Source organism: Luteolibacter sp., from assembly GCF_039920825.1.
GTDB lineage: Bacteria > Verrucomicrobiota > Verrucomicrobiia > Verrucomicrobiales > Akkermansiaceae > Luteolibacter.
On record NZ_JBDSCX010000022.1, the window covers coordinates 52251 to 74005 of the forward strand.

At 59.0% G+C, this 21755-nt stretch carries 18 protein-coding genes; 8 read left to right on the plus strand and 10 right to left on the minus strand.

Annotation, left to right across the window (positions count from 1 at the left end):
• Positions 1 to 15: 15 nt before the first annotated feature.
• Complete coding sequence (locus tag ABIQ96_RS05510) at positions 16 to 552, plus strand: hypothetical protein (protein WP_348213557.1); 537 nt, start codon at positions 16 to 18, stop codon at positions 550 to 552.
• A 30-nt stretch (positions 553 to 582) separates the two neighbouring features.
• Here ABIQ96_RS05510 and ABIQ96_RS05515 read toward each other — a convergent pair whose 3' ends face one another.
• Entirely contained in the window at positions 583 to 1347 is a 765-nt protein-coding gene (locus ABIQ96_RS05515) for a PEP-CTERM sorting domain-containing protein (RefSeq protein ID WP_348213558.1), read from the minus strand.
• Positions 1348 to 1494: 147 nt separating this feature from the next.
• On the opposite strand from ABIQ96_RS05515, the gene ABIQ96_RS05520 reads away from it, so the two are divergent.
• The 7 genes from ABIQ96_RS05520 (at position 1495) to ABIQ96_RS05550 (ending at position 15067) form a co-directional block, all read left to right on the plus strand.
• On the plus strand, positions 1495 to 4119 hold the full coding sequence (locus ABIQ96_RS05520; RefSeq protein WP_348213559.1) for a histidine kinase: 2625 nt from the start codon (positions 1495 to 1497) through the stop codon (positions 4117 to 4119).
• A complete protein-coding gene (locus tag ABIQ96_RS05525) occupies positions 4116 to 4748 on the plus strand; it encodes a response regulator transcription factor (RefSeq protein ID WP_348213560.1) in 633 nt (210 codons plus the stop codon). The genes ABIQ96_RS05520 and ABIQ96_RS05525 overlap by 4 nt, the downstream gene beginning before the upstream one ends.
• 117 nt (positions 4749 to 4865) lie before the next feature.
• Positions 4866 to 7877, plus strand: a complete 3012-nt coding sequence (locus ABIQ96_RS05530) for a LamG-like jellyroll fold domain-containing protein (RefSeq protein WP_348213561.1) — start codon at positions 4866 to 4868, stop codon at positions 7875 to 7877.
• Between the two features lie 79 nt (positions 7878 to 7956).
• Positions 7957 to 11727: a BNR-4 repeat-containing protein gene (locus ABIQ96_RS05535; protein WP_348213562.1), complete on the plus strand. Its 3771-nt coding sequence runs from the start codon at positions 7957 to 7959 to the stop codon at positions 11725 to 11727.
• Positions 11728 to 11836: 109 nt separating this feature from the next.
• A complete protein-coding gene (gene rseP / locus ABIQ96_RS05540; RefSeq protein WP_348213563.1) occupies positions 11837 to 13252 on the plus strand; it encodes an RIP metalloprotease RseP in 1416 nt (471 codons plus the stop codon).
• Positions 13253 to 13328: 76 nt separating this feature from the next.
• The gene (locus ABIQ96_RS05545; protein WP_348213564.1) at positions 13329 to 13736 is read left to right on the plus strand and encodes a BlaI/MecI/CopY family transcriptional regulator; all 408 of its coding nucleotides are present in this window, start codon (positions 13329 to 13331) and stop codon (positions 13734 to 13736) included.
• Entirely contained in the window at positions 13733 to 15067 is a 1335-nt protein-coding gene (locus ABIQ96_RS05550; RefSeq protein WP_348213565.1) for a M56 family metallopeptidase, read from the plus strand. Before ABIQ96_RS05545 ends, ABIQ96_RS05550 begins: the two co-directional genes overlap by 4 nt.
• Positions 15068 to 15123: 56 nt before the next feature.
• Here ABIQ96_RS05550 and ABIQ96_RS05555 read toward each other — a convergent pair whose 3' ends face one another.
• The 9 genes from ABIQ96_RS05555 to ABIQ96_RS05595 form a co-directional block, all read right to left on the minus strand.
• Positions 15124 to 16554, minus strand: coding sequence for a hypothetical protein (locus ABIQ96_RS05555; RefSeq protein ID WP_348213566.1), 1431 nt, complete (start codon positions 16552 to 16554; stop codon positions 15124 to 15126).
• A gap of 16 nt (positions 16555 to 16570) precedes the next feature.
• Entirely contained in the window at positions 16571 to 16855 is a 285-nt protein-coding gene (locus ABIQ96_RS05560; RefSeq protein ID WP_348213567.1) for a hypothetical protein, read from the minus strand.
• 36 nt (positions 16856 to 16891) lie between these two features.
• Entirely contained in the window at positions 16892 to 17926 is a 1035-nt protein-coding gene (locus ABIQ96_RS05565) for a phage protease (RefSeq protein WP_348213568.1), read from the minus strand.
• Between the two features lie 305 nt (positions 17927 to 18231).
• Positions 18232 to 18648, minus strand: a complete 417-nt coding sequence (locus ABIQ96_RS05570; protein WP_348213569.1) for a hypothetical protein — start codon at positions 18646 to 18648, stop codon at positions 18232 to 18234.
• Between the two features lie 81 nt (positions 18649 to 18729).
• Complete coding sequence (locus tag ABIQ96_RS05575) at positions 18730 to 19647, minus strand: hypothetical protein (protein ID WP_348213570.1); 918 nt, start codon at positions 19645 to 19647, stop codon at positions 18730 to 18732.
• 39 nt (positions 19648 to 19686) lie between these two features.
• Positions 19687 to 20070, minus strand: coding sequence for a hypothetical protein (locus ABIQ96_RS05580; protein ID WP_348213571.1), 384 nt, complete (start codon positions 20068 to 20070; stop codon positions 19687 to 19689).
• 42 nt (positions 20071 to 20112) lie between these two features.
• Positions 20113 to 20511, minus strand: coding sequence for a hypothetical protein (locus ABIQ96_RS05585; RefSeq protein ID WP_348213572.1), 399 nt, complete (start codon positions 20509 to 20511; stop codon positions 20113 to 20115).
• A gap of 1 nt (position 20512) precedes the next feature.
• On the minus strand, positions 20513 to 21367 hold the full coding sequence (locus ABIQ96_RS05590) for a hypothetical protein (RefSeq protein ID WP_348213573.1): 855 nt from the start codon (positions 21365 to 21367) through the stop codon (positions 20513 to 20515).
• Between the two features lie 3 nt (positions 21368 to 21370).
• The gene (locus ABIQ96_RS05595) at positions 21371 to 21742 is read right to left on the minus strand and encodes a hypothetical protein (RefSeq protein ID WP_348213574.1); all 372 of its coding nucleotides are present in this window, start codon (positions 21740 to 21742) and stop codon (positions 21371 to 21373) included.
• Between the last annotated feature and the right edge of the window lie 13 nt (positions 21743 to 21755).

Consider the following 21755-nt stretch of genomic DNA (forward strand, 5'->3'; position numbering starts at 1 on the left):
ACCGGAATCACCGCCATGGACTGGATTCTCGAACATTTCAAATTCGTCGTCATCATCGCCCTGGTGGTGGGTTCCATCTTGAAATCACGCTTCGAAGCGAAGACCAAGGAAGCCACCGAAGAGGAAACCGCCGCCGATTTCGGAGAACGCGACAAGCCGGATGGCAGCTATCAGAAAATGGTGCGGCCCGCGCCGTCTGTTCCGCCGCCGCTTGCCCGGACAAATATACCGACTCAACGGCCCACCCAGCCGCCGCCGGTTTTCACCTCCTATCCTGCGATTCCCGGGGCTGTGGCGACTGCGGCCGACGAAACCGCCAAGCTTCTCAAGCATCAGCAGGACCTTGTCGCGCATCTCCAACAGTTCCACGATAACAAAGCAACCACCACCGGCGGAGCCGCCGTCACCCGCGCCCGCATCGCCTCCAAAGGCAAGGCCAAGTCTTCCAAGGAGATTCCCCTCTCCCTCCGCGCCCGTCTCAAAAATCCCGCCGAGGTCCGCCGCGCCTTCGTCATGCGTGAGATTTTGGATAAGCCTGTCGGCCTGCGCTGAACGCCCGATGATTCTCTCGTGGAGACGGTGTTAGCGCTTGCGGCGGAAACCGAGGCCGATGGCGGTTAGACCGGCGAGGATTGCAGTCGAGGGCTCGGGGATAATGGTGAGATTGTCCAGGGTGCCCAGCGTTCCGCCGGCTACACGGAGATCGGCGTAGAATCCGATCGCCGCACCCACGCTGCTGGAACCCATGGTCACTGTCTTCGAAGTGAAGCTGGTAGCGGACGTGTTGATGTAGCCGAGCGAGAAGGTGTTGGCCGAGTCCCGCTTGATCCAGAGTTTCGCCACCGTGGTTTCATCAGCCGTGAGGACTCCGGTTCCGCTTACCAGTGTGGTGCCGTCGTAGGAGAGGGAGCGCACCGCATTTTGGTTAGGCCGGATATAGACGGAGGCCCATTGCATCGTGTCGCGGGTATCCAGATCTAAGGAAGATACGGCGGTCGGGGATTTGGTAGTGGCCACCACGATGCCTAAATCGAGATCGGAGGTGCTCGTCGCTTGGGAAACGTCAACCGTTAGGGTTTCTCCAACCCCGAGAGTGTAGTCGTCTCGCAGAATCACCACCTGTTCCGCCGCGTTGGGGGTTCCCGAATAGGATGCGCCAAGAGCCCCGGTGGAGGCGGAAAACGAAATGTTCACATTGGCGAACGTTGAATCGAGAATCCTTGTCTGGGTGTATTCGGTGAGTGTCAGGTCTGAGAAATCATCAACGAGGACGGTGGCACCACGGCACAACGAGTTGCTGAGGCTTCCCAAGACGGCGAGTAGAAAAAAGGTTGGCGTGGGTTTCATAGAGGAAAGGGAAATGCTTTCGAAAGCAGATGGAACCTTGCAGGAGCGTGTTCATGCGGCAAGAAGTTGGAACCCGTCTTTTAGGATAGGTATGGCTCACGGCGGGTTGGAAGGGTTGACCGGGGCATGGATGCAGCGCAGGATTTTATGGCCTTCAAAAACCCGCTTCATGCAGAATCCGAACTTCAGAACGCCGTCGTGGCTGTCCGCCCTCCGGGAGTTTCCGGCTGGCTTTGCTCCATGAGCCGCGGGATTCCATGGATCGCGATGGGGGTCGCCTTTGCGATGATGTACCGACAGGTACGGGCCGCGGAGCCCTACACCGTCGACGAACATACGCTGCATCTGTGGCATCTGGATGAGGGAGCACCGCCCTTCGCCGACAGCGGGCTTTCCCCCAAACCTTTGTTAGGACTTCTCAACGGAGCGGCGGCCGGTGTGCCGTCGCTGCCGGGCATGGTGAGTGCCGTCTCGTTCAATCATCACACCGGTGGAAATCCCCTGACAGCGGACTATGCCGGCGCGTTGCTCCACGCGATGCCGAAATCGGCTGATGGTCCGGAGGACGATGTGACCCCGCCGTTTCCCATCGCTGGCAGTGAAGGAGCCTTCACCATTGAGGCGTTGGTAAGGTTTGAAGTGTTGCCCACCGATGCTCCGGGAGTCGCCAATGACATCGTGAGCATGGACGGAGAGGGAGATACGCGGGTTTTCAATTTCCGCATCGAGAAGCCGGGTTTTCTCAGCTTTATCCCGTTTTCCGGGCACACCGTACGCGGCGGGGGGCTGGCGGCGATTCCGCTCACCGGGCCCAATGCGATCAATACGGAGGATTGGTTTCACGTGGCGGTGTCCTATGATGGAAACGAAGGCACGCCGGGAAACCTCAAGCTTTACTGGACGAAGGTGGCTCCGGGGTTGAAATCGGCATGCTTGTTAGGAAGCGGTACGCTCGCGTCCGATCTATCGACAAATCTCGGCGATTTCGTGATCGGAAATACCGGTCGTACCATTTACGGGCACCGGGAGTGCAATCCATTTCCGGGAGTCATCGACGAGGTGCGCATCAGCGGCATCGCGCGGGAACCTGCTGACTTTTTCTTCGTTTCACCGGAAGCGAGGAACCTGGCTGCCGGGAAAAAGGGGCGTGATGTTTCCAAACCGCAGGATTTCCAACTCCGCCTCAACCGGGTGCTGGTGGACGGAGTACCGCAGACGATCCCGAATTCCGGTCCGTTGACGATCCGCCCGGGGCTGCACCGCATCGATGTTGATTATGGATTTCCGCCCGGAACGCCTGTGGAAACATTGGCGGTGAATTGCCTGTTAGGTGGGTTCGAAGATTCCTGGCGACCTGCGGCGAGAGGCATGGTCCTGATTTGCGAGACGCTGGACGTCGGCGGAGAGGTGGTTTCAAGCGTTTCCTTCCCCGCCGTAGGCCAGAGCCAGGGTTGGGAAGGAGATCCTAACGAGTCTCGCCTTGGTGCCCGTCTCGAACCGCTGTTCGTTCCGTCCGGAGCGAAGTCGCTGCGCATCACGCTTTCCTCGGGAGCTCCTGATTCCACCGGGCAGTTCATTATCGGCAATCTCTCCGTCAATCTTGCGTCGCAGCCGGCGGGTTCTCTATGGCCCAATGGCGACTTCAACGAAGGCGTCTTGCTGGATACCATGAGCGGCGTGCCCACAGGATGGAAGAGGGCGGGCGATGATCCGGCCATCGCGCGCGTGGTGCAGCGAAATGAGGGCAAGGCCCTCGGATTGGTGGACGGAAATCAGGAAGCGTCCGCCTCCTGGACCGCGGTGGCGGCGCTTCCTTCGCTGCCGGCCGGTGGAGCCACCGTGCTGCTGAGCTGGAAGGAATCCTACAACGTGATTGGTGGGAATTCCTACCGCGCGACCTATCAGAATGTCCCGCCGGGGGAATATAAATTTCGGGCCATCGCAGTAACGGGAAAGCCTAAGCCCGGCGCGGCCGATATGGAACTGGCGGTGACAGTGCGCCGTCCCATTTGGGAAATGCCGTGGTTCAGTCCCGCGGCGGCGGCTGTCTTGATGGGGCTGACGGGTCTGGTGATTCTGCAGGCCTACCGGCGCCGGTCTTTGGTCCGGCTCTCGAAATTGCGCTTGCAGCATACGCTCGAGCGCGATCGGACGCGCATCGCCATGGATCTCCACGACGATCTCGGGACGCGGGTTTCCAGCCTGATCATGAGTGTATCTTTGTTAGATCGCGACTACGAGCGGGACAGCGAGGCCGCGCGCCGTCATCTTCTGCGTCTGGGTTCGTCCTCGCGCGAGTTGGTGGGAGCCATGGAGGAACTGGTGTGGGCGGTGGACCCGGCCAACGACAGTCTCGACCAGCTCGCATCGCATCTAACTGGACTGGCGCAGGAAATGTTCCGCGACACCGGAGTGCGCCTGCGGATCGACGTGCCTACCGGTTTTCCGCCCGGACAACTGCGGTCGGATTTCCGGCACCACTTTTCGCTCGCGGTCAAGGAGTCGCTCCACAACGTGCTCAAGCATGCGGGGCCTTGCGCGCTCCATTTCGAAATCCGCACTGATGCTGGCGAGGTGATCGCCATTGTCCGGGACGACGGCCGTGGCTTCGATGCCGCACGGCCCGCCGAGGGCAACGGCTTGCTGAACCTTCATTCCCGCCTTGCCGAGCTTGGCGGTTCCTGCCATGTGGAATCAACCCCCGGCCGGGGGACGGTGGTCACGCTGTGCTGTCCCGTGCGGAATTTATCTAACACTAAAATCGAACGATGAACCCGCCACACACGGTCGTCCTGATAGAAGATGATTCGGAACTCCGCGGCTTGTTCGGGGACATGCTCGCCTCCGCCAGCGGATGGAAGGTCGCCGGTTCGTATGCCCGTGCGGAAACCGCCATGCCGGCCATCGAGGCCGCGCCGCCGGACGTGGTGATCGTCGATATCCAGCTTCCCGGCATTTCCGGAATCGAATGCGTGCGGCGGCTCAAGCCGCTCTTCCCCGCGACGCAGTTCCTGATGGTGACGGTGTATGACAATGCGGACCGCGTCTATGAAGCGCTGGCGGCCGGAGCATCGGGCTATCTTTTGAAACGCGACGTCCCGCTGCGCTTGTTGGAAGCCCTGACCGACGTGCTGGAGGGCGGTTCTCCGATGTCCAGCGCCATTGCCCGCAAGGTGGTCCAGCATTTTCAGAAGTTCGAGCAAACCGCTCCGCCGGATCACGATCTAACATCTCGGGAGACTGAAGTATTGGATCTCCTGATCAAAGGCCTGCTGTATAAGGAAATGGCGGAGCAGTTGGACATCAGCATCGTCACGGTGCGCTACCACCTGAACAACATCTATCGAAAGCTGCACGTGAGGACGCGCACGGAGGCGGCGGTGAAGTATTTGGGCGGGTGATGACGCACCGTCCTTTGATATAGGTAAGGTGCTTTGGAGTTGTCTCCCGGAGGTGCTTGTAGGAAACGTGCCACTAAGGTTCCCGATCCTGCGGACTCCTGAAAACTCCATCACTTCATGAAACCCATCATTACCCCTCAACGGGTCGCGTGCCTTGTTGCGCTGACCACAGGCATTTGCAATGCCGACATCAAAGGCCCCTACACGGCCGATGCCAACACCGTTTACCTTTACCACCTGAATGAAACGGCGGCTTCGACATCCGCGGTCAATGCGGGTTCCGCGGGCTTTCCGGCGATCGCCTTCGACGGCGATCCTTCGGCCAATAACGCGACGGCTGCGCAGCCGGTCAATACCACGATCCTGGGTGCGGCAGGTCTAGCCGGATTCGGAACTTCCGCCAATATTTCTGCAGCGGATTTCGGCCTCGGTGTGGATGCCAACAGCAGCGGTGGTTTCCAGATGGGGGCGGATGCCGCTGCCTCTGCGGATGCGATCCTCCATTCGTCGCTGGCAGGGGCCGACGGTTCATTCACGCTGGAGGCGATGATCAACCTGCCGGTCGCGATCGGCACATCCACCTATGAGATCTTCTGCACGGACAATTCCTTGGCAACCCGCGGCTTCCAGTTCCGCATCAACGGTTCAACCACTGACAAGCGCCTTGAGTTTAATTTTATCGGCACGGCCACAGCGGCGGTCCTCGCCAGCATTCCCACCACGGGCGTGCATGCGTTCGCGCCTAACACGTGGTTTCACGTCGCCTTGGTCTTCAATGGCGCCACCAATGACGTGAAGTTCTATTGGACAAAAATTGATCCCAGCGTGATCACCGCGAATGAAATCGGCACCCCGCCTTACACGGAGACCACTTTGGGAACGGTGAGCGCTCCGCTTGTGATCGGAAACGAAGCCCGCGCGACGGGCGGAAATTCCAAGTCCTCTGAGGGCCTTCGCGGTCTGATCGACGAGGTCCGCGTTTCCAAAGTCGCGCGCGCCCCATCCGATTTCATTTTCGTCAACAACGATACCGATGCGGACGGCCTCCAGGATTCATGGGAAATCCTCTACTTCATCCTCCCCGGCGAAAATCCCGTGACCGACAAGGCCGCCATCCTCGCGCGCTACAGCGGCACGAGTGATCCCGACGGCGACACCTATAACAATGCCGCCGAGTATGCCGCCGGATCCGATCCCGTGAACACCGCCTCCACGCCGCTGGATGTCGATGCCGATGGACTGCCGGATGCTTGGGAAATCACCAATTTCAACAACCTTCTCCAAAACGGTGCCGGAGATCCTGACAACGACTTCAACACCAATGCCGCCGAATACGCCGCCGGCACCGATCCTAACAGCAGCACGAGCTGGCCCGATACCGATGACGGTGGAGCAGGCGACGGACTCAACGACGGATGGGAGGTCCACTACTTTACCAACATCACCTCACAGTCTGCCGACGATGATCCGGACAACGACGGTTTCTCCAATAGCTATGAGCAAGCCACCCAGACGAATCCGACCGTCCAATTTTCCTCCCCGGACACCGATGCCGATGGTCTGGCGGATGGCTGGGAGGTTCATTTCTTCATCCAGCCGGGTGAAACTCCGTCGAACGACCTGTCCACCATCATCGCCCGCTATACCGGTCTCGACGATCCGGACGGCGACGGATCTAACAACGAGACGGAGGAGACCGCCGGCTCGGATCCCAACAACGTCAACGTGCGCCCCTACGATCTCGACGGCGACGGTCTCGTGGATGCCTGGGAAATCCAGTATTTCACCAACACCACTTCCCAGACCGGAGCCGGCAATGCCGATGGCGACGCCTTTACCAATGCCCAGGAGCAGACGGCGGGATCGAATCCAAATCTAACTGCATCCACTCCGGATGACACCGACGGCAACGGCACTCCAAATTCCGGAGAAACCCGCGTGCCTTACGCCGTCGATGCGAATACCCTTCACTTGTGGGATCTCAATGACACGGCGACTCCGGTGACGGACCGGGTTTATGGCCCGTCCAACCTTTCAATGCTTGCCTTGGGAGGCGGTGCCACTCTGTCGAACGCTTCCTTCTCGGGATTTGGCACGGCGCTCAACACCAACGTCGGTTTCAATACCGCCGCCGGTGCCTACCTTGCCGCCAAAACTCCGGCGGCCCTAACCACCGACGACGTCACCACCAAACTGGCGGGCACCACGGGAGCATTCTCCTACGAGGCGCTTGTCCGGCTGGACTTCGATCCCACGGCAACTCTGGCAGGAGCACGCATGCAGATTCTATCGGCGGAAGATGACACCGGCGCCACGGATGCCAACCGGACCTTCCAATTCGCCCTCACACCCGTCGGCGCACAAGGCAACACCGACACCAAGCCGAGGGTCAGTTTCATCAACATCGATACCGATCCGCTAACAGCCGGCCAGCAGCCACAGACCATCGAGTTCGCAACGCCCGCAACAGGAGACCACATGCCCGTCCAAGGCCAATGGTTCCACGTCGCGGTGACCTATGACGGAAACCAGGCCACCGCGGGAAACATCAAGTTCTACTGGACGCGTGTGGATTCCGCAGCGGGCGCGGCCAACCTCATCGGTTCGGCGCAGATGAACGGTGACCTGCCCGCTACTCCGTCGGACCTCAGCATTGGCAACGAGACCCGGGACGTCGGCGGCGAGAGCGGTGCGTTCCAAGGTCTCATCGACCAGGTCCGCGTGAGCGACATCGCCCGTGCCGATACGGCGTTTGTCTTCAGTGGAGGAAATCCGGATGCCGACAACGACAGCCTTCCCGATGCCTGGGAAACCGCGAATTTCGGGAATCTCGGCCAGTCCGGCACCGATGACTACGACCACGACGGCACCAGCAACCGCGCCGAATACCTGCTCAACCTCGATCCGAAGAGCGGTGTCGCGCTCTTCAAGGCCGGTGTTGCGGGCAGCACCATCCAGTGGCAGGGTGTCGCCGGTTTGAACTTCGTCGTCCAACGCTCCGCCACACTCGCGAATGGATCATGGTCCAATGTTTCCACCCAGCCCGGCGTTGCCGGACTCAACAGCTACACCGATCCTTCGCCGCTTTCCGGCAAGGGGTTTTATCGAGTGCTCCTCGTGATGCCCTGATCGGGCGAAATTAACCTAAGAAAAGCGCCGCCTCCCGTGGAATCCACCGCGGGAGGCGGCTCCGCGTCATCATCTCTCCATGTTTCGAAAATCCCTGATACTGTCTCTGCTCGCCGTCGCGTTGACCGGCTCGGTCGCTCGTGCCGCTCCCGGCACTTTGGTGAACGATTCGATCATTGATCCCCTGGCCCACAATTTTCCGACCGCTTCCTATTCCGTCGCCACGGTGCACGGCGTCAGCTTCCAGCAGGACGGCGTGACCACCTACAAGGGCTGGCAATACGCGGCCTACTATCAGGGAAATTTTTCCGACAGTACCGGCAAAGTAGCCATCGCGCGCCGTCCGCTTCCCAGCGGGGCTTGGCAAACCCTAGTCCTCGGCGACTACACCTTTAGCACAGTAGACTCCCACAACGATGTGGTCCTGGGGATCTGTGCCGGCGACGGCACGATCCACCTCTCGTTCGACCATCACGTCAACAATCTCCACTACCGCGCGTCCGTCTCTGGCCTGGCGGACAATCCCACGACCACCGCATGGACCGCCGCGCAGTTCGGTGCAGTGACCGACCACCTGATCGCCGGAAGCGCGACGATGTCCCAGGTGACGTATCCGCGTTTCATCCCCACTCCTAACGGAAAACTTCTCTTCACCCACCGCTTCGGTAGTTCGGGCGGCGGCGACGAGGTGCTTTACGAATATGACGGCACCACTCACGCATGGTCGCGTCCGGGCCAATACACCACCCGGACCGGTTCCTACACCGGCACTCTAACTACCGGCGTGGACCGCAACGCTTATTTCGACAACACCATTTTCGATTCCAACGGCCGCCTCCATGCGACGTGGTGCTGGCGCGAGACACCGGACGCAGCGAGCAATCACGACGTGCTCTACGCCTACAGCGACGATGTCGGACGCACTTGGAAAAACCAGCTCGGCAACACGGTGGCCGTCACCGGGACGAGCTTTATCTCCGTAAACTCACCCGGCATTATCGGCTGGTCTGTTCCTCAGAAGCGCAACTACATCAACAACAGCGCCATGACGGTGGACCGCCAGGGACGTGTTCATGTTGTCGCCTGGCTCCTTCCTTCAAGCGCTCCCGATCAGACAACGTTTTCCACCGACCTAACATCGGCCTCCCGCTTCGTCCACTTCTGGCGCGGGACCGACGGCGTCTGGCGGAAAAACGAAACCTCGTTCACCGGAACGCGGGCCAAGCTCTCCGTCGATGACGACGGCCGCCTCTTTCTCATCTACGGAGACGCGACGAACATCCGCATCGCCGCCGCCAATCCCGCGGCGGATCCCGAGGCATCGCCGGCTAACAGTTGGAACGACTGGGCGCAGCTCGCGCTCTCCGGCGCGCTACCTTCGGGCAAGGCGAACACGGTCAACATCATCAACGATACCGCCCGCTGGGAGGCGGACCGCATTATTTCCGTCTATGCCCAGGAAACCAACATCTCCGGCACCGGTCCCACGCCACTCCACGTTCTCGATTACCACGTTTCACGCGCCGCAGTGCTTCCCGTGCCGTTGACTGGGGTCACGATTCCAACTCCGGGCACCGACCTCTCGTGGACCGCCGGTCAGGAAGCCGCCCAACATGATGTCTATCTGGGAACAAACGCAGGAACCGTCGCCGCCGCCACCACTGCGTCTCCGGTATATCTCGGCCGCCAGAGCACGGCCACCCGAGCCAGCGGAACCCTCGCCCCATCCACCACCTACTATTGGCGGGTGGATTCCGTTAGTTCTTCCTCCACCATCACGAAAGGCCGCGTTTGGTCGTTCACGACTGGAAACGGCGCGCCCGTGGTTACCAACGGAGCATCGACACGCGGCGCGGGCACGGCCATCACCTTCCGTGGAAACCTAACGATTCCTGTTTCCGCCACCACGGATGTCGCACTCTATTGGGGAAACGCCGATGGCGGAGAAATCACATCCAACTGGGAGCACGCCGTGCCGCTCGGACCGCAACCGGCCGGACCTTTGGAAATCACCGTTCCAGCCACCTCTTCGGACGCGGTCTTCTATCGGTTCCGCGCTTCCAATACCTACGGCACCGCATGGGCTTCGGCCGCAGGCACGCTGCCGTCGCTGGCTCCTTTTATCAGCCAAGCCGCGGCGAGCCGTTCCTACGGCGGACGCGGAATTTTCCAGATCAGTCTGGATCCCGGCGATGCCGCGTTGTCCTCGGGCGATGTGGTCTTCTACTGCGGAGCATCCGATGGCGGCACCAACCCCGCTTCATGGGATCGTTCGATTTCACTTGGTTCCAAGGCTGCGGGAAGCCAAAGCGTCACTATCGATGGGCTGCCCGCAGGAGCCCTCCAGTTTCGTTTCAAGGTCTCCACGGTTCATGGCACGGAATGGGCATCCGCCAGCGGGACTCTGGATGCCTCCGGCGATCTATCATCTTGGGCGCGTTCCGCCGTGATCGAGATCACCGGGTATTCCGGCACCAGCACGCTAACAAATTTTCCCGTGCTGCTCCGGCTCTCCCCTGCTTTGATCCCCGGGTTCACTTACGCCGGCCTGTTATCTCCGCCGTATGGTGATCTGCGGTTTTCGTCGCTTGATGGAACGGTCATCCCGCACGAAGTCGAGACCTGGGACACGCTCGGTGTTTCCTTGGTGTGGGTGAAACTGCCGCAGCTCTCCCAAGGCACTAAGCTGCGTGTCTGGTGGGGAAAAACCGGGCAATCCGCAACCGCGACGTCGCCCACTTGGTCCGCTTTCAATGGTGTCTGGCATCTCGACAATGCTCTTGGGTTTTCAACGGACTCGTCTCCTAACACCCTTAGCGCGGCGGCCACTTCCGTCACGTCCGCCGCATCCGGCATCATCCCTGGAGCCGCGGCCTTGAACGGCACGGCCTCCAATGTCGCGATCAACAACGGCACCGCGTTGAATCCCTCGCTCCTCTCCATCGAGGCATGGGTGAAAACTTCCGTTAGCACGGGCACGCCCTCCATTTTCAGCAAGGATCAGACCAGCGGCGGGACCAACCGCGTCTGGCAGTTCCGGCTCAATGCGGGGAAGCCCGAGTTTCTTCCTTTCAATGCCTCCGCTAACGGAACCGTCACCTCGCCGGACGCCGTCAGCGACAATCAATTTCACCATCTGTGTGGCACATGGGACGGAGCCACGGTGAAAATGTATGTGGATGGAGTCCTCAAGGCGTCCAGCGCGCTCGCGGGAATCCTCCGCACCGGCCAAACCAATAAGGCCTTTATCGGCCGCAGTGAAAACACCACCGCCAACTACTTTGCCGGCTCGATCGACGAAGTCCGCCTTTCCCCTGTCGCCCGTTCCGCGGACTGGGTGGGCGCTTCCTTCGACAACCAAAAAGTTTCCGCCGCGTTCGTCACCGGTTCCCCGTCCTCCACTCCGGATCTCGATGGCGACCTGCTGCCGGATGCCTGGGAAATGCAATACTTCGCCTCCACGTTCATCACGGATCCCGATCCGGATGCGGACGGGCTCTCCTCGTTGCTGGAGTTCGCATTGGGCACCGATCCCACCTCCGGCGCGGATCGTCCGGAACTCGCGCTCAACCGCCCCGCAGGAGCCGCCCCGCCGGAGTTTGTATTCGAGCAGATCGCCGGTGGCACCGGCAACATCGGCACCAGCTACACCGCGTCCGGCATGCGTTACAGCGTAGAGATTTCAAGCGATCTCAGCACCTGGATGTCAGGTCCCGCAGTCGTCGCATGGAGCAACCGCCGCGAGGCGCTGCCCGGCGGCATGGAACGGGTCGGAGTTTATGTGATCGATCCACCGCTCGCCGCATCGCCGGGACTTTACTCAAGATTGCGCGTCACGACGGTGCCTTGAATCCACCGCCCGTGGGAGCGGAAGATGCGCGGATGGTTCTTTTTGGAAAATTTAATGAACTTGCCCGAAGGTAAGGAGACGCTAGATTTCCGCAGTTCTTGCCCCACCCATGTCCACCGTTTCCAGCATTCTCCAAGTCATCCTGTTGATCTTCGCCGTCGTGATGGGGTTCAACATCATCATTTTCGTCCACGAACTCGGCCATTTCCTCGCCGCCAAGTGGCGTGGCTTGCAGATTGACCGCTTTCAAATCTGGTTCGGCTCGCCGATTTGGAAAAAAACCATCGGCGGCGTCCAGTACGGACTTGGCTGGATTCCGGCCGGCGGCTTTGTCGCCCTGCCGCAAATGGCACCCATGGAAGCCCTCGAAGGCGGGTCGAAGGACGGCAAGACACTGTCTCCCATCACTCCACTCGACAAGATCATCGTCGCCTTCGCCGGGCCGTTGTTTTCCATGCTGCTCGCGCTGCTCTCGGCGGTCGTCGTTTACGAAGTGGGCAAACCCGCCGACTTTATCCCCACCCAGGTCATTGGCGGCGTCGACAAGGACAGCCCCGCCGCCAAAGCCGGGATCCAGTCCGGTGACAAGATTCTGGCCATCAACGGCAACCCGGTGAATGGCTTCGCCGGCTCGCTCGACAGCATCACCGAGGGCATCATCCTCAGCAAGGGCAAGCAAATCGAGTTCACTGTCCTGCGCCCCGGCAGCTCCGCTCCCATCAAGCTCACCTCCGAGTTTCAGACCGAGAAGACCAAGTGGTTCCAGCGCGGTGGCTTGCGACAGGTCGGAATCAGGCCTGAGGCGGAGCACGTCGTGATCGCCGCGGTTTACGAGGGCAGTCCCGGAGCGAAAGCCGGTTTCAAGGAAGGCGACCTCGTTGTTTCCATGAACGGCCATCCGGTGGAAGAGCGCGACCAAGCCGTCGCGCTCGTCAAGGAAACCGGCGCGAACCCCATCACAATCGCCATCACCCGTGACGGGAAACCACTGGAAATCACCGCCACCCCGCTGGTTCCCATTTCTCCCGCCAACAGCCCGCCCATGCTGGGACTCGCCTTTGACGGCCCGCCTTATCAGCAAAAAGGCATCATCCATCCCGGCCCGATCAAGCAGGTCTCCGACAGCTTGCGGATGATGTGGACCACCATCACCAGCGTTGTCGCCAAGGATTCCAGCATCGGCGTCGGCCACCTCAGCGGGCCGGTCGGCATCGCGACCCTCCAATACCAACTTCTTCAAATGGAAGACGGCTGGCGGCGGATCCTCGCCTTCATGGTGCTCTTCAACGTCAACCTCGCCGTGCTCAACATGATGCCGTTCCCCGTCCTCGACGGCGGCCACATCGTCCTCGCCATTCTCGAAAAAATCTTCGGCGGACCGGTCAAGGCCAAGCCGCTGGAAATCCTCCAGACCATCTGCGCCCTCGCCCTCATTTCCCTGATGCTCTTCGTCACCAGCAAGGACATCGGCGACAAATTCGGCCACGGCGACGACCGCGAGAAGGTCGTATTTCCCACGAATTGATCGTCGATCTGCTTTGACGACAAATGTCGCGATTGTCGCTTGACGGCGATGACGACGTTTGTCATCAACTGGTTCCATGAGTTCCGGAAAAGCATCCTCCCTCCCGCCATTGTCGCCCGCCGAGCAGGCGTTGATGGACCTGATCTGGCAAAAACAGCCGGTTTCCACCGGTGATTTGCTTTCATCCGTGAACGAGGGCCGCGCCGAACCGATCACCCGCAGCACCCTGCAAACCCAGCTCACGCGGCTGGAAACCAAAGGCTGGCTGCTCAGCGATGACCAGGGCCGGGCACGGCTCTACCGCTCCTCTCTCACGGAAAAAGGCGGCCGCGGAAAAGTCCTCACCGAGCTCAAACAACGATTCTTCGGCGGCTCCGGGATGTCGCTTATTCGCTGCCTTGTCGAAGACGGCGGCCTGACCGATGAGGAAATGGCGGAGTTGAATGAGTTGATCGAAACCCACCGGAAAGGAAATCAGCCATGAACTTCCCGACGCCTTATTTCCTGAATGTCGCATTACATGCCGGGATCCTATCTGTTTTAGCGACCCTCGCGCTGCTGATGATTCGGCAGGCCCGTTATCGCTCGGTCATCGCCATCTCCGGGTTGTTGGCCGTGGGTTTGCTGCCTTGGTTCACCGCGCTGCGGCCCGCCCAACGGGTGATAACTCCCATCCCTGAAATTCAAACCCAGTCCCCCACCCTTCCCATCTGGACAGTCATCACGCTGCCGATGGACCGGCAAATTCCGAAACTCGCAGAGGCAAGCGTCGCTCCAGAAAAATTCACTTTCCCGGATCCGCTCATCGTAGTCGTCAACCTGTGGGCGGCTGGTTCCGGCACCGGCTTCTTATTGTTAGTGGGCGCCATGCTCAAACTCCGAATCTGGCGGAAATCTCTCTCACCCCCCGACGATACGGCCTGGAAAATCCTCCTCCCCCTTTCGCCGGAAATCCTCCGCAGAAACGATTTCCTGATCTCCCCTGCCACTGCCAGCCCCTGTGTTACCGGACTTTTTCGATCAAAAATCGTCCTGCCGCAATTCCTCTTCACTTCCGCATCGGAAGAAGAATTGCGCTGGGCCGTACGGCATGAAATCTCCCATTGGCAGGCCGGTGACTCGCGCTGGATGATCGTGTTTGCCGTCATCCGATGCGTGAACTGGTGGAATCCCCTCACCCACCGCCTCGCCTCTATCTGGTCCGACGCCCGCGAACAACTCTGCGACCTGCACGCCACCGGAAATACGGATCGCCGCGTGGACTACGGGCAATTTCTTGTCGCCATGGCCCGCAAGATCACGAAGCAACCGCCGCTCGCAGTCACGATGGCGAAGGGGCTTCACGCGAGAAAACTGAAGCAGCGCATCACATTGCTGTTAGGGGCGGCGACCGAATCAGAAAAGCCCGCAGGCAAAAACTTCATCGCTCTAAACTCCGCCGTTTTCATCGCGTGTGCCGCCATGATCTCCAGCGTGAAGATCAAGGCGGAAGAAGCTGTCGCCGACTCCACAACGGTTCCGGAATCCACCGTCGTTGATCAACAACCTGCGCCAACACCGTCCGATGGGATTCCCGCCACCCCCTCGATTCCGCAGCCACCTGCGGCCACGACACCGGTTCAACCCGATCCACCCGCCGCTCCTCCCAAGGCAAACCGTAGGATCAAAATCGGAACAAAATTTATTATCACCGACTCCAAACCAGGATTTTCGGAACCAATGTCCAAAGAAGGCCGCTTCACGATCACATCCTTACTGAGCAACTCGCAGGAACAAATGATCATGAGAGGCGTAACCGGCAAAAACGTTCTGTAAAAAATCGGAAGAGGTTTTGTTAATTTCCCCGTTCCCTGCCACCTCGATGGATGGATTTAGCGGAAGCGCATTCCGTCAATCCGCTGCGACAACGCCCGCTGGACGTTAGTCTGCTGCTCGGAAAAAGATGTGAGCGCGTTCATGTTCGCGGTCATCTGGTTTAGGAGGCGAACCAGCTCTGCATTTTGCTTTTTTTGGTCCTCCTTCAGTCCGCCAAGAACCTTCCCGAGATCGAGCGTGTTGCTCCCCATGTCGCCAAACGCATCCACCAGGTTTGCTTTAAAGGCGCTTTCCGAAGTGCGCATCTGGTTGATTGCGTTGAAAATATCTTGGACCTGATTTTCATCCGGGATGTTGTCCTTAAGGTATTGATTGAGCTTGGTGAAGCCACCGCGCAGATTGCTGTCAACCTGCCCCTTGCTTTTTTCAATTTCAGCACCGGCAGTATCCCGCGCAGCGGTTGCCTGTTGGGTGATGGCGGCCCTAAATTCGGCCTGCGACTTCTGATTTTCCTCCCCGAGCGTTTTGATAACTGCAATCTTTGCTTCTGCCCTCAGGGCTTCCGCCTTACGTGCGATTTCATCCCGGTCCCGCGCCGCCTGGGCCTCCGCATCAGCCGCCTGAGAAGCCTTTGACTGGGCCTGGGCAATGTCGGGACCGTCCTCGCCCTCCCGCTCTATCAAGGACTTTAAAGCGGCCTCCAGGATATTCTTTTGACGGAGGGCGGCGGCGGCGACCTCGGCGGTCGTCTTCACTTCGGCTTCAATATCGAGAAGCTTCTTGTTCATCTCCGCCTGGAGCGCCGTCTCCCCATTTCCAGAAACTCCGTTCACGGCGCGAGACGCATCCCCAAAGGATGCCTCAGCATTCCGCTGGGCGGCGGCAACTCGTGCGTCCGCTTTGAGAGCCGCTACCTGGGCGTCAATCGCTTTCGTCTCATCACGAAAGAAGGCGGCAAGGTTTTCGTTGTGAAGCTGGGTGGTCAGTTTCTGCCGCAGGTCCGCGAGTTCCTTCACTCCCTCGCCCGCTCGTTTCTGCGCCGCCTCAGCGTTCGCAAGATCAGTGATCATCCCGGTGAGCGCGTTTTTGAATGGCCCGGCCAGCAATCCCACGGTTGCACCCACCGCCGCGCCGAACGGGCCGCCGACAGCCAGCCCCTGAGCGGCCCCCTCCAAGCTGCCACTCAAAGCCTGAACACCCTCTCCCGCCTTAATCATTGAGTCGCCAAGCGCGGGTGCGTTTTTCTTTGTCTCCGAGCCGATCTCAATGAGACGAGACGCTACCGCGCCTAACTGAGCGGCGATCTTGGAAGCCACCTCAGCGCGTTGGATGTTTATTAGCTTTTCAAGCTGTGGATCCGCGCTCTGTGCCTCCTCTCCGGTCTTTTTGGCGGTGTCCTTCACCTCATTGAGTGCATCGACAGCCTTGTCCGCACCCTCTGTTTGCGCAGTGGTATTGATCCCGATTTCCAGATTCACATCACTCATACCGTGCAAATGTTTGTTAGATGGCTTCGATCATCTCCCGAAGTTCGGCAACGGCTGTATCCAGCCCCTGCTGACAGGCTCCGAAAATATCAAGAGCTTTTTCAATCCCGCCGCCGATATCCGCTTTTTCAATATCTAACAAAATCTCCGACAGTTGATCGTCACCGCTTTGTCGGTGGCATACGATGGACTCAAGAGCCTTGATTCTCTGGTTCGTCAGCCGAGCCAATTGAATGGAAATGGCATGTTGCGTCCGGCACATTTCAAAGAGCTCAAGCCAAAGTTTAAGGAAAAATTTCATAATAACTAACTTTTTTTGGATGTTGTCGATTCGAGGTTAAAACAATTCCGGCTTCTCAGCCTTGGCGATTTCCCACGCGGTGGAAAAGTTACATTTTTCCCGGTTCTGCACGGTAGCGACGAGGGCTCTGCACTGGGTTTCGTCTCTATCAGAGTCACCGAAAAACTTTCTGCCGTCCGGAGGTGTGGCGCGGTTCTTTTGGAAGACCCGCTCAGGCGGCGTATAGGGGACTCGCTTCACGAGCATGCCGTCGAAGATCTTAATGGCGGCGGCGCGGTTGACTTGCAAAAGCTGCTTCGCTGCTTCCGGATCTCCGATCACTTCCTTGTAGGTTTCGAGATCGCGGGACAAGGCTTCGTCGCGAAGTGCTTGCACTTGCGCTTCCATCGAGGCGGCGAGTCCCTTGGCGGTGGCGATGTCGGCCAATAATGCCGTGGATTTCGTTTCAAGCTCAGCCTCGGGAGTGGTTTCGGGAACTCCTAACATCCGACAGAGCAGAGCCAGCGCCTTGTTGTTTGAAGGATTGGCTGGATTAGGATCGCGGTTTGCACTCACGGGCCGGAGCACTTTCAGCTTGGGGCGGTTGGTCAGCCCTGCGCCTGTTAGTGCTGCGGGGTAGAATTTGAAGGTTCCGCTTTCATAACGCACGGAGCCGGAGAACTCGGGGGAGATATAGCGATAGACCTGAGTGGTGATCTTTTCCCGGCCGGGCGGCGTCCATTCGGTTTCCAGCTCCAATTCCTTGCCGTCCGCACCGTAGCGCATGGCCTGACCCCATCCCAAGGCCTCCGTGCTTTGGGCCATGTCGTGGGATAAGTGATCAGCGTCGATCAGAATGCCGCCTTGGAATCCTTTCACCAGACTTTCCAACACGGGTTTGTCAAAAACGGTCAGCCCCTCGACGGACATGTCTTCAGTCGCCACCCCGTAACCAGGAACATCATAACCGGCGGGAATGTCCACGGTGCCAGGGAACTCACCCAAAGTGGCGATGTGGGTCCAAGGCTTCGGCGTCTTGTTGAAGGCGGATAGATCGCGGAAGCGGCCGGTGCAAGAAAGGGTGGTTTTCATATTGGTGGGATTGGTGATTTCTGGAAATGGAGTTTGAGAGGGTGTGTTGAAAATCTAAGGTTGCCGCGAGAGGGTCCCGTGCGACGCGTGGTTTGCCCCGTGCGAGGGTTTCCCCCTGCTATCCGCCCCCGTGATGGGTCTGGAGGCGTTTGGAGCGATTCTGCGGGATTTTCGCCACGCCCAAGAAACCAGAAGCGAGCCACCGGGAAACCAACCGGGCCGCATCCAACAACGGAGAGAAAGGACTGCACTCCATGCGAAACAAATCCTTTCCCCACTCGCTTCTGGTTTCTTGGGCGTGACATTTACGATAAAGTTTCATCCCCGCCATTCGCGGGTTTGTTAGTTGGGTTCGCGGCTTGAGCCGGGAAAAGCCGGTTTAACGATTTTTGGAGCTCTCGGATCATCCAGAGCGGCCATGTCCGGACAATCGAAACGATATCGCGGAACGGCTTCTCCTCGGAGTATTTGCCGCTGCCGTTGCTGAGAATGAAAAGGGCAAGATCATCGACATGGATTCGATAATAGAGGTGTTTCCGAGGATGCCTGGAATCGGTGCCCATGCTTTTCTGCGCGGGAAGTTCGCCGCTCAAAACACGGAGGCGAATGAATGAACGGCCCCAGCCGGAGTACTCGGCCGCCTCTTCCACCGTAAACCAATCCTGCGCAGGCAGGCGTGAAAGGATGATCGCTTTGCCTGGCAGATAAGGGTGATCAATCATAATGATTAGACAGGGTGGTTAGAGTTGGTTCCGGTGATGCGGCGGGCGTTGTTTCCGCCCGCCGCACGAACCGGAACCAAATCAGGAAATCGTCATGCGGCGTCCGCACTCGGTGGCGACCACTTGGATGTCTTCCGTCCAGTCTACGAAGAAGATGTCGGATGCCGCGTTTTCCTCGCGGTATTCACGCACGCCGTCGATCATGCTGCCGGTGGTTGCGAAGGTCTTGGCGAAGCTCGCGTCCATTTGGTCCGGGTCTTCAGAGGAGTAGAAGACGAAGACCTCCGCGCCGACGATGTTGACATTGTTAGCGGCCGCGCCGAACTTGGTGGCGTCCGCCGACATGATGCCGATGCGGAAGTCCATCTGCGGGTTGAGCACCATCCGCATCGCCTGGTCGCCTTGGACGCCGACGACTTCCGCTCCAGGTTGGCGGGCTTTGACCAGGGCGTGATTTCGGAACACCTGCCAGGCACCGAGCCCGAAGATGATCCGGTTCGCCATTTGGCCGGTTGCCGTGGCAATGTCGAGAATCTGCGCGTCGATTTCGGCAACCGGATCAATGGCGGCGTTTGACCAGACACCGACGCCACCGGTCGCGGCCTTGGCAGCCTTCACGATGTCGAAAACCTTTTTCTCGTGCGAGGTGAGAGCCGCCCCGACGAGGTTTTTGATTCTGGATTGTTCAAGCGCCTGCACGCCGTCACCCGCAAGCTTGCGTTCGTGATCGTCAAGGCCGGTTTCAAGCCCTTGCGGGAGACAGTTAAAAAACGGGTCCGTTGCTAGGAATTCGATGCGCTTGCGGGGACCGGCAATGGCACGCGAGGTGTCCAGAACCTGAAAATCATTCTTGGAGTTGTATTTCTTATATTGCCCGGAAGCGGCCCCGACTGCGACGACGGGAGCGATGAAGTTGGCCAGGGAATTCTTGCGGTCCTGGGCCAGTCCGCTCGCGTAGGTCGAGAGGAAAGTGTTTCGTTTGGCGGATGATGCAGACATTGTCTTTTTGTGTTAGCGCGTTGATTTAAGGGTGATTTGTTAGGCGAGAATGGCGGGATCGACCAGATAGGCTTCAATGAGTTCCTGGGCGACACCGGCTTCGAGGGCGCGGGCCACGCGAATGCGGGCCGTGCCTGTGCCGGGGTCGAGTTTGGTGGTTCCGTCCGCCTGGAGAACCAGCGAGGAACCGGCGATGACAGCGCCGGGCGTGGCACCCAGCTTGACCTTCACGGTCCCGCCGAAGTTGGGCAGGGCGACGGAGTCTTTGCCGTAGATATCGAATCCTTCGCTGATGCAGCCAAGCGGCAGCGTGGCAGTCGCGGAACTAACCAAAGCTCCGGTGGCGAGGATGAAATAACCTTCCTTGTTGGTGTGATCGGCAAGGGGTGTGAGTGGGATAATGGCGGAGGATCGTGCGATCATTTTATTTTATGTTAGGTGAGATTGTCGGCTAGACCGGGGGAGTTACTCGCAGAGCGCTTCCCAGGCATCGAAGAATGGCTTGATCAAAAGAGTATGGATGTTCCTGAGTTCCTCCTTGGGTAAGGACGCCAAGGGGTGCTGGTGGAGACGGCCTTTCAGATGTTCCAAGGCCAGCGTTTTCATGTGGATAGCCGAGAAGCGGTCTTTGGCATCATGTTCCCTGGAGCCGTCATGATTGAGGGCGGCGCACATGACGCGGGCGGCTTCCGCCCTGAGCGTTTCGTTTTCCGTTTCAAGGGTATCGGCTTCTGCGGCACGGCTTTTGAGATTGGCGAGATCGGCCTTGAAAGCAGCCATCTTGGTTTCAAGGGCCTTCCCTGATAAGGCTTCTGGAACTCCTAGCAGCTCGCAGAGCATAATTCGTGTTGGAATGCCTGGCATGTCAGTCGCAAAGTTTGTTGAACGCGTCCATTGTCGGCTTGAAAAGCAGATCACGGAGATCCCGAAGTTCCTTCTTTGAAAGGGATGCTAACGGATGCTTGGCGAGTTCGCCTTTGCCGTCCGCATCGACCAGGGCATTCATCCAGAAAGCTGGAGAGCCGGGACGCGGGCGGTGATCTTCGGAATTGTGGCCGAAAAGAGCGGTGCGGGCGAGGAGCCGGTTTGCTTCAACCTTCGCCTCGGCAGTGGCCTCGGGCTGTTTCTTGCCACCGTTGTGTCCCAACGGATTATTGGAACCGTTGATCCGCTCGGGTTCGACGTATCCGAGACCGGAAATGAAATCCGCTTGGAGTAACTGCCGCTGCGTCTTGTCCTGGGTGAGTTTGTGAACGGCGTCGCCGATTTTCTCGGACTCTTCCGGCGTCCAATCCCAGGGCGCTGTTTGGCAGATGGAAATAACATCGACGCCTTCCTTCGCGGCCATGGCCTCGACCGCATCGGCGATCTTCATCCAGCGCTCGCCTGTGTCCCGGCTGATTCCGGCTACATCGGTCAAAAGGGTTTCCCAATTGGAAAATGTAACACTCTGCGGCATTCTTTTCGGCCGTCCAACGGTCCGATCACCGAAGCAGAACACCCGGAGAGCGCGGAGGTGGAGGCCCGCCATGGTAGTGGCGGCAAGGGTGGCACGGGCGCAGAGTTTAACTTGGGCGGACCAATGGGACAGTCCGGCGCGGGCCGTTTCGAAGTTCGCCAGACTAGCGGCGGCGGCGGCGACTTGTAGGGGAGACAGGGTGGAAGCCTCCGGTCCAGACACAAGGTTTTCGGGATTAAAGGGCAGGATCTCGTGTTTCATGATTTAAGTTCGGGCAATACAGCGTTGAATGTTAGTTGCGGAGATCGCTAGGATCTCCGCAACTAACGAGGTGATGGCTGGTTGAGAGAGAAAATCGACTAACAGCGAAGGTTTCAGGGTGACACTTTCCGTGTCATCCCACTTGGCTAGTTCCTTACTGCCGAATCTTTTGACGAACATGTCGTTAAGGTTCATCCACTGTTCCCCCTGTTCTCTGGAAACCCCCACGGCGTGGGATACTTTCGAGACCGACATTCCTGAAATGCTTTTCAGGGTGTTCATGCTATGGCCTGCGATCAGGGTTGAGGTGATCGCCTGGAAGAGTTCGAGGCGGCGCTTTTTGCGCGCGGAATACTGAGGTGTTTGTGTGCTCATGGTTTGGCTGGTT

Excerpts from the sequence above, each read along its gene's own strand:
- ABIQ96_RS05570 (WP_348213569.1), bottom strand. The coding sequence starts at position 18,648 with ATGATTGATCACCCTTATCTGCCAGGCAAAGCGATCATCCTTTCACGC.
- ABIQ96_RS05585 (WP_348213572.1), bottom strand. The coding sequence starts at position 20,511 with ATGCCAGGCATTCCAACACGAATTATGCTCTGCGAGCTGCTAGGAGTT.
- ABIQ96_RS05545 (WP_348213564.1), top strand. The coding sequence starts at position 13,329 with ATGAGTTCCGGAAAAGCATCCTCCCTCCCGCCATTGTCGCCCGCCGAG.
- ABIQ96_RS05580 (WP_348213571.1), bottom strand. The coding sequence starts at position 20,070 with ATGATCGCACGATCCTCCGCCATTATCCCACTCACACCCCTTGCCGAT.
- ABIQ96_RS05510 (WP_348213557.1), top strand. The coding sequence starts at position 16 with ATGGACTGGATTCTCGAACATTTCAAATTCGTCGTCATCATCGCCCTG.
- ABIQ96_RS05535 (WP_348213562.1), top strand. The coding sequence starts at position 7,957 with ATGTTTCGAAAATCCCTGATACTGTCTCTGCTCGCCGTCGCGTTGACC.
- rseP (WP_348213563.1), top strand. The coding sequence starts at position 11,837 with ATGTCCACCGTTTCCAGCATTCTCCAAGTCATCCTGTTGATCTTCGCC.
- ABIQ96_RS05590 (WP_348213573.1), bottom strand. The coding sequence starts at position 21,367 with ATGAAACACGAGATCCTGCCCTTTAATCCCGAAAACCTTGTGTCTGGA.
- ABIQ96_RS05550 (WP_348213565.1), top strand. The coding sequence starts at position 13,733 with ATGAACTTCCCGACGCCTTATTTCCTGAATGTCGCATTACATGCCGGG.
- ABIQ96_RS05530 (WP_348213561.1), top strand. The coding sequence starts at position 4,866 with ATGAAACCCATCATTACCCCTCAACGGGTCGCGTGCCTTGTTGCGCTG.
- ABIQ96_RS05520 (WP_348213559.1), top strand. The coding sequence starts at position 1,495 with ATGGCCTTCAAAAACCCGCTTCATGCAGAATCCGAACTTCAGAACGCC.
- ABIQ96_RS05595 (WP_348213574.1), bottom strand. The coding sequence starts at position 21,742 with ATGAGCACACAAACACCTCAGTATTCCGCGCGCAAAAAGCGCCGCCTC.
- ABIQ96_RS05575 (WP_348213570.1), bottom strand. The coding sequence starts at position 19,647 with ATGTCTGCATCATCCGCCAAACGAAACACTTTCCTCTCGACCTACGCG.
- ABIQ96_RS05560 (WP_348213567.1), bottom strand. The coding sequence starts at position 16,855 with ATGAAATTTTTCCTTAAACTTTGGCTTGAGCTCTTTGAAATGTGCCGG.
- ABIQ96_RS05565 (WP_348213568.1), bottom strand. The coding sequence starts at position 17,926 with ATGAAAACCACCCTTTCTTGCACCGGCCGCTTCCGCGATCTATCCGCC.
- ABIQ96_RS05555 (WP_348213566.1), bottom strand. The coding sequence starts at position 16,554 with ATGAGTGATGTGAATCTGGAAATCGGGATCAATACCACTGCGCAAACA.
- ABIQ96_RS05515 (WP_348213558.1), bottom strand. The coding sequence starts at position 1,347 with ATGAAACCCACGCCAACCTTTTTTCTACTCGCCGTCTTGGGAAGCCTC.
- ABIQ96_RS05525 (WP_348213560.1), top strand. The coding sequence starts at position 4,116 with ATGAACCCGCCACACACGGTCGTCCTGATAGAAGATGATTCGGAACTC.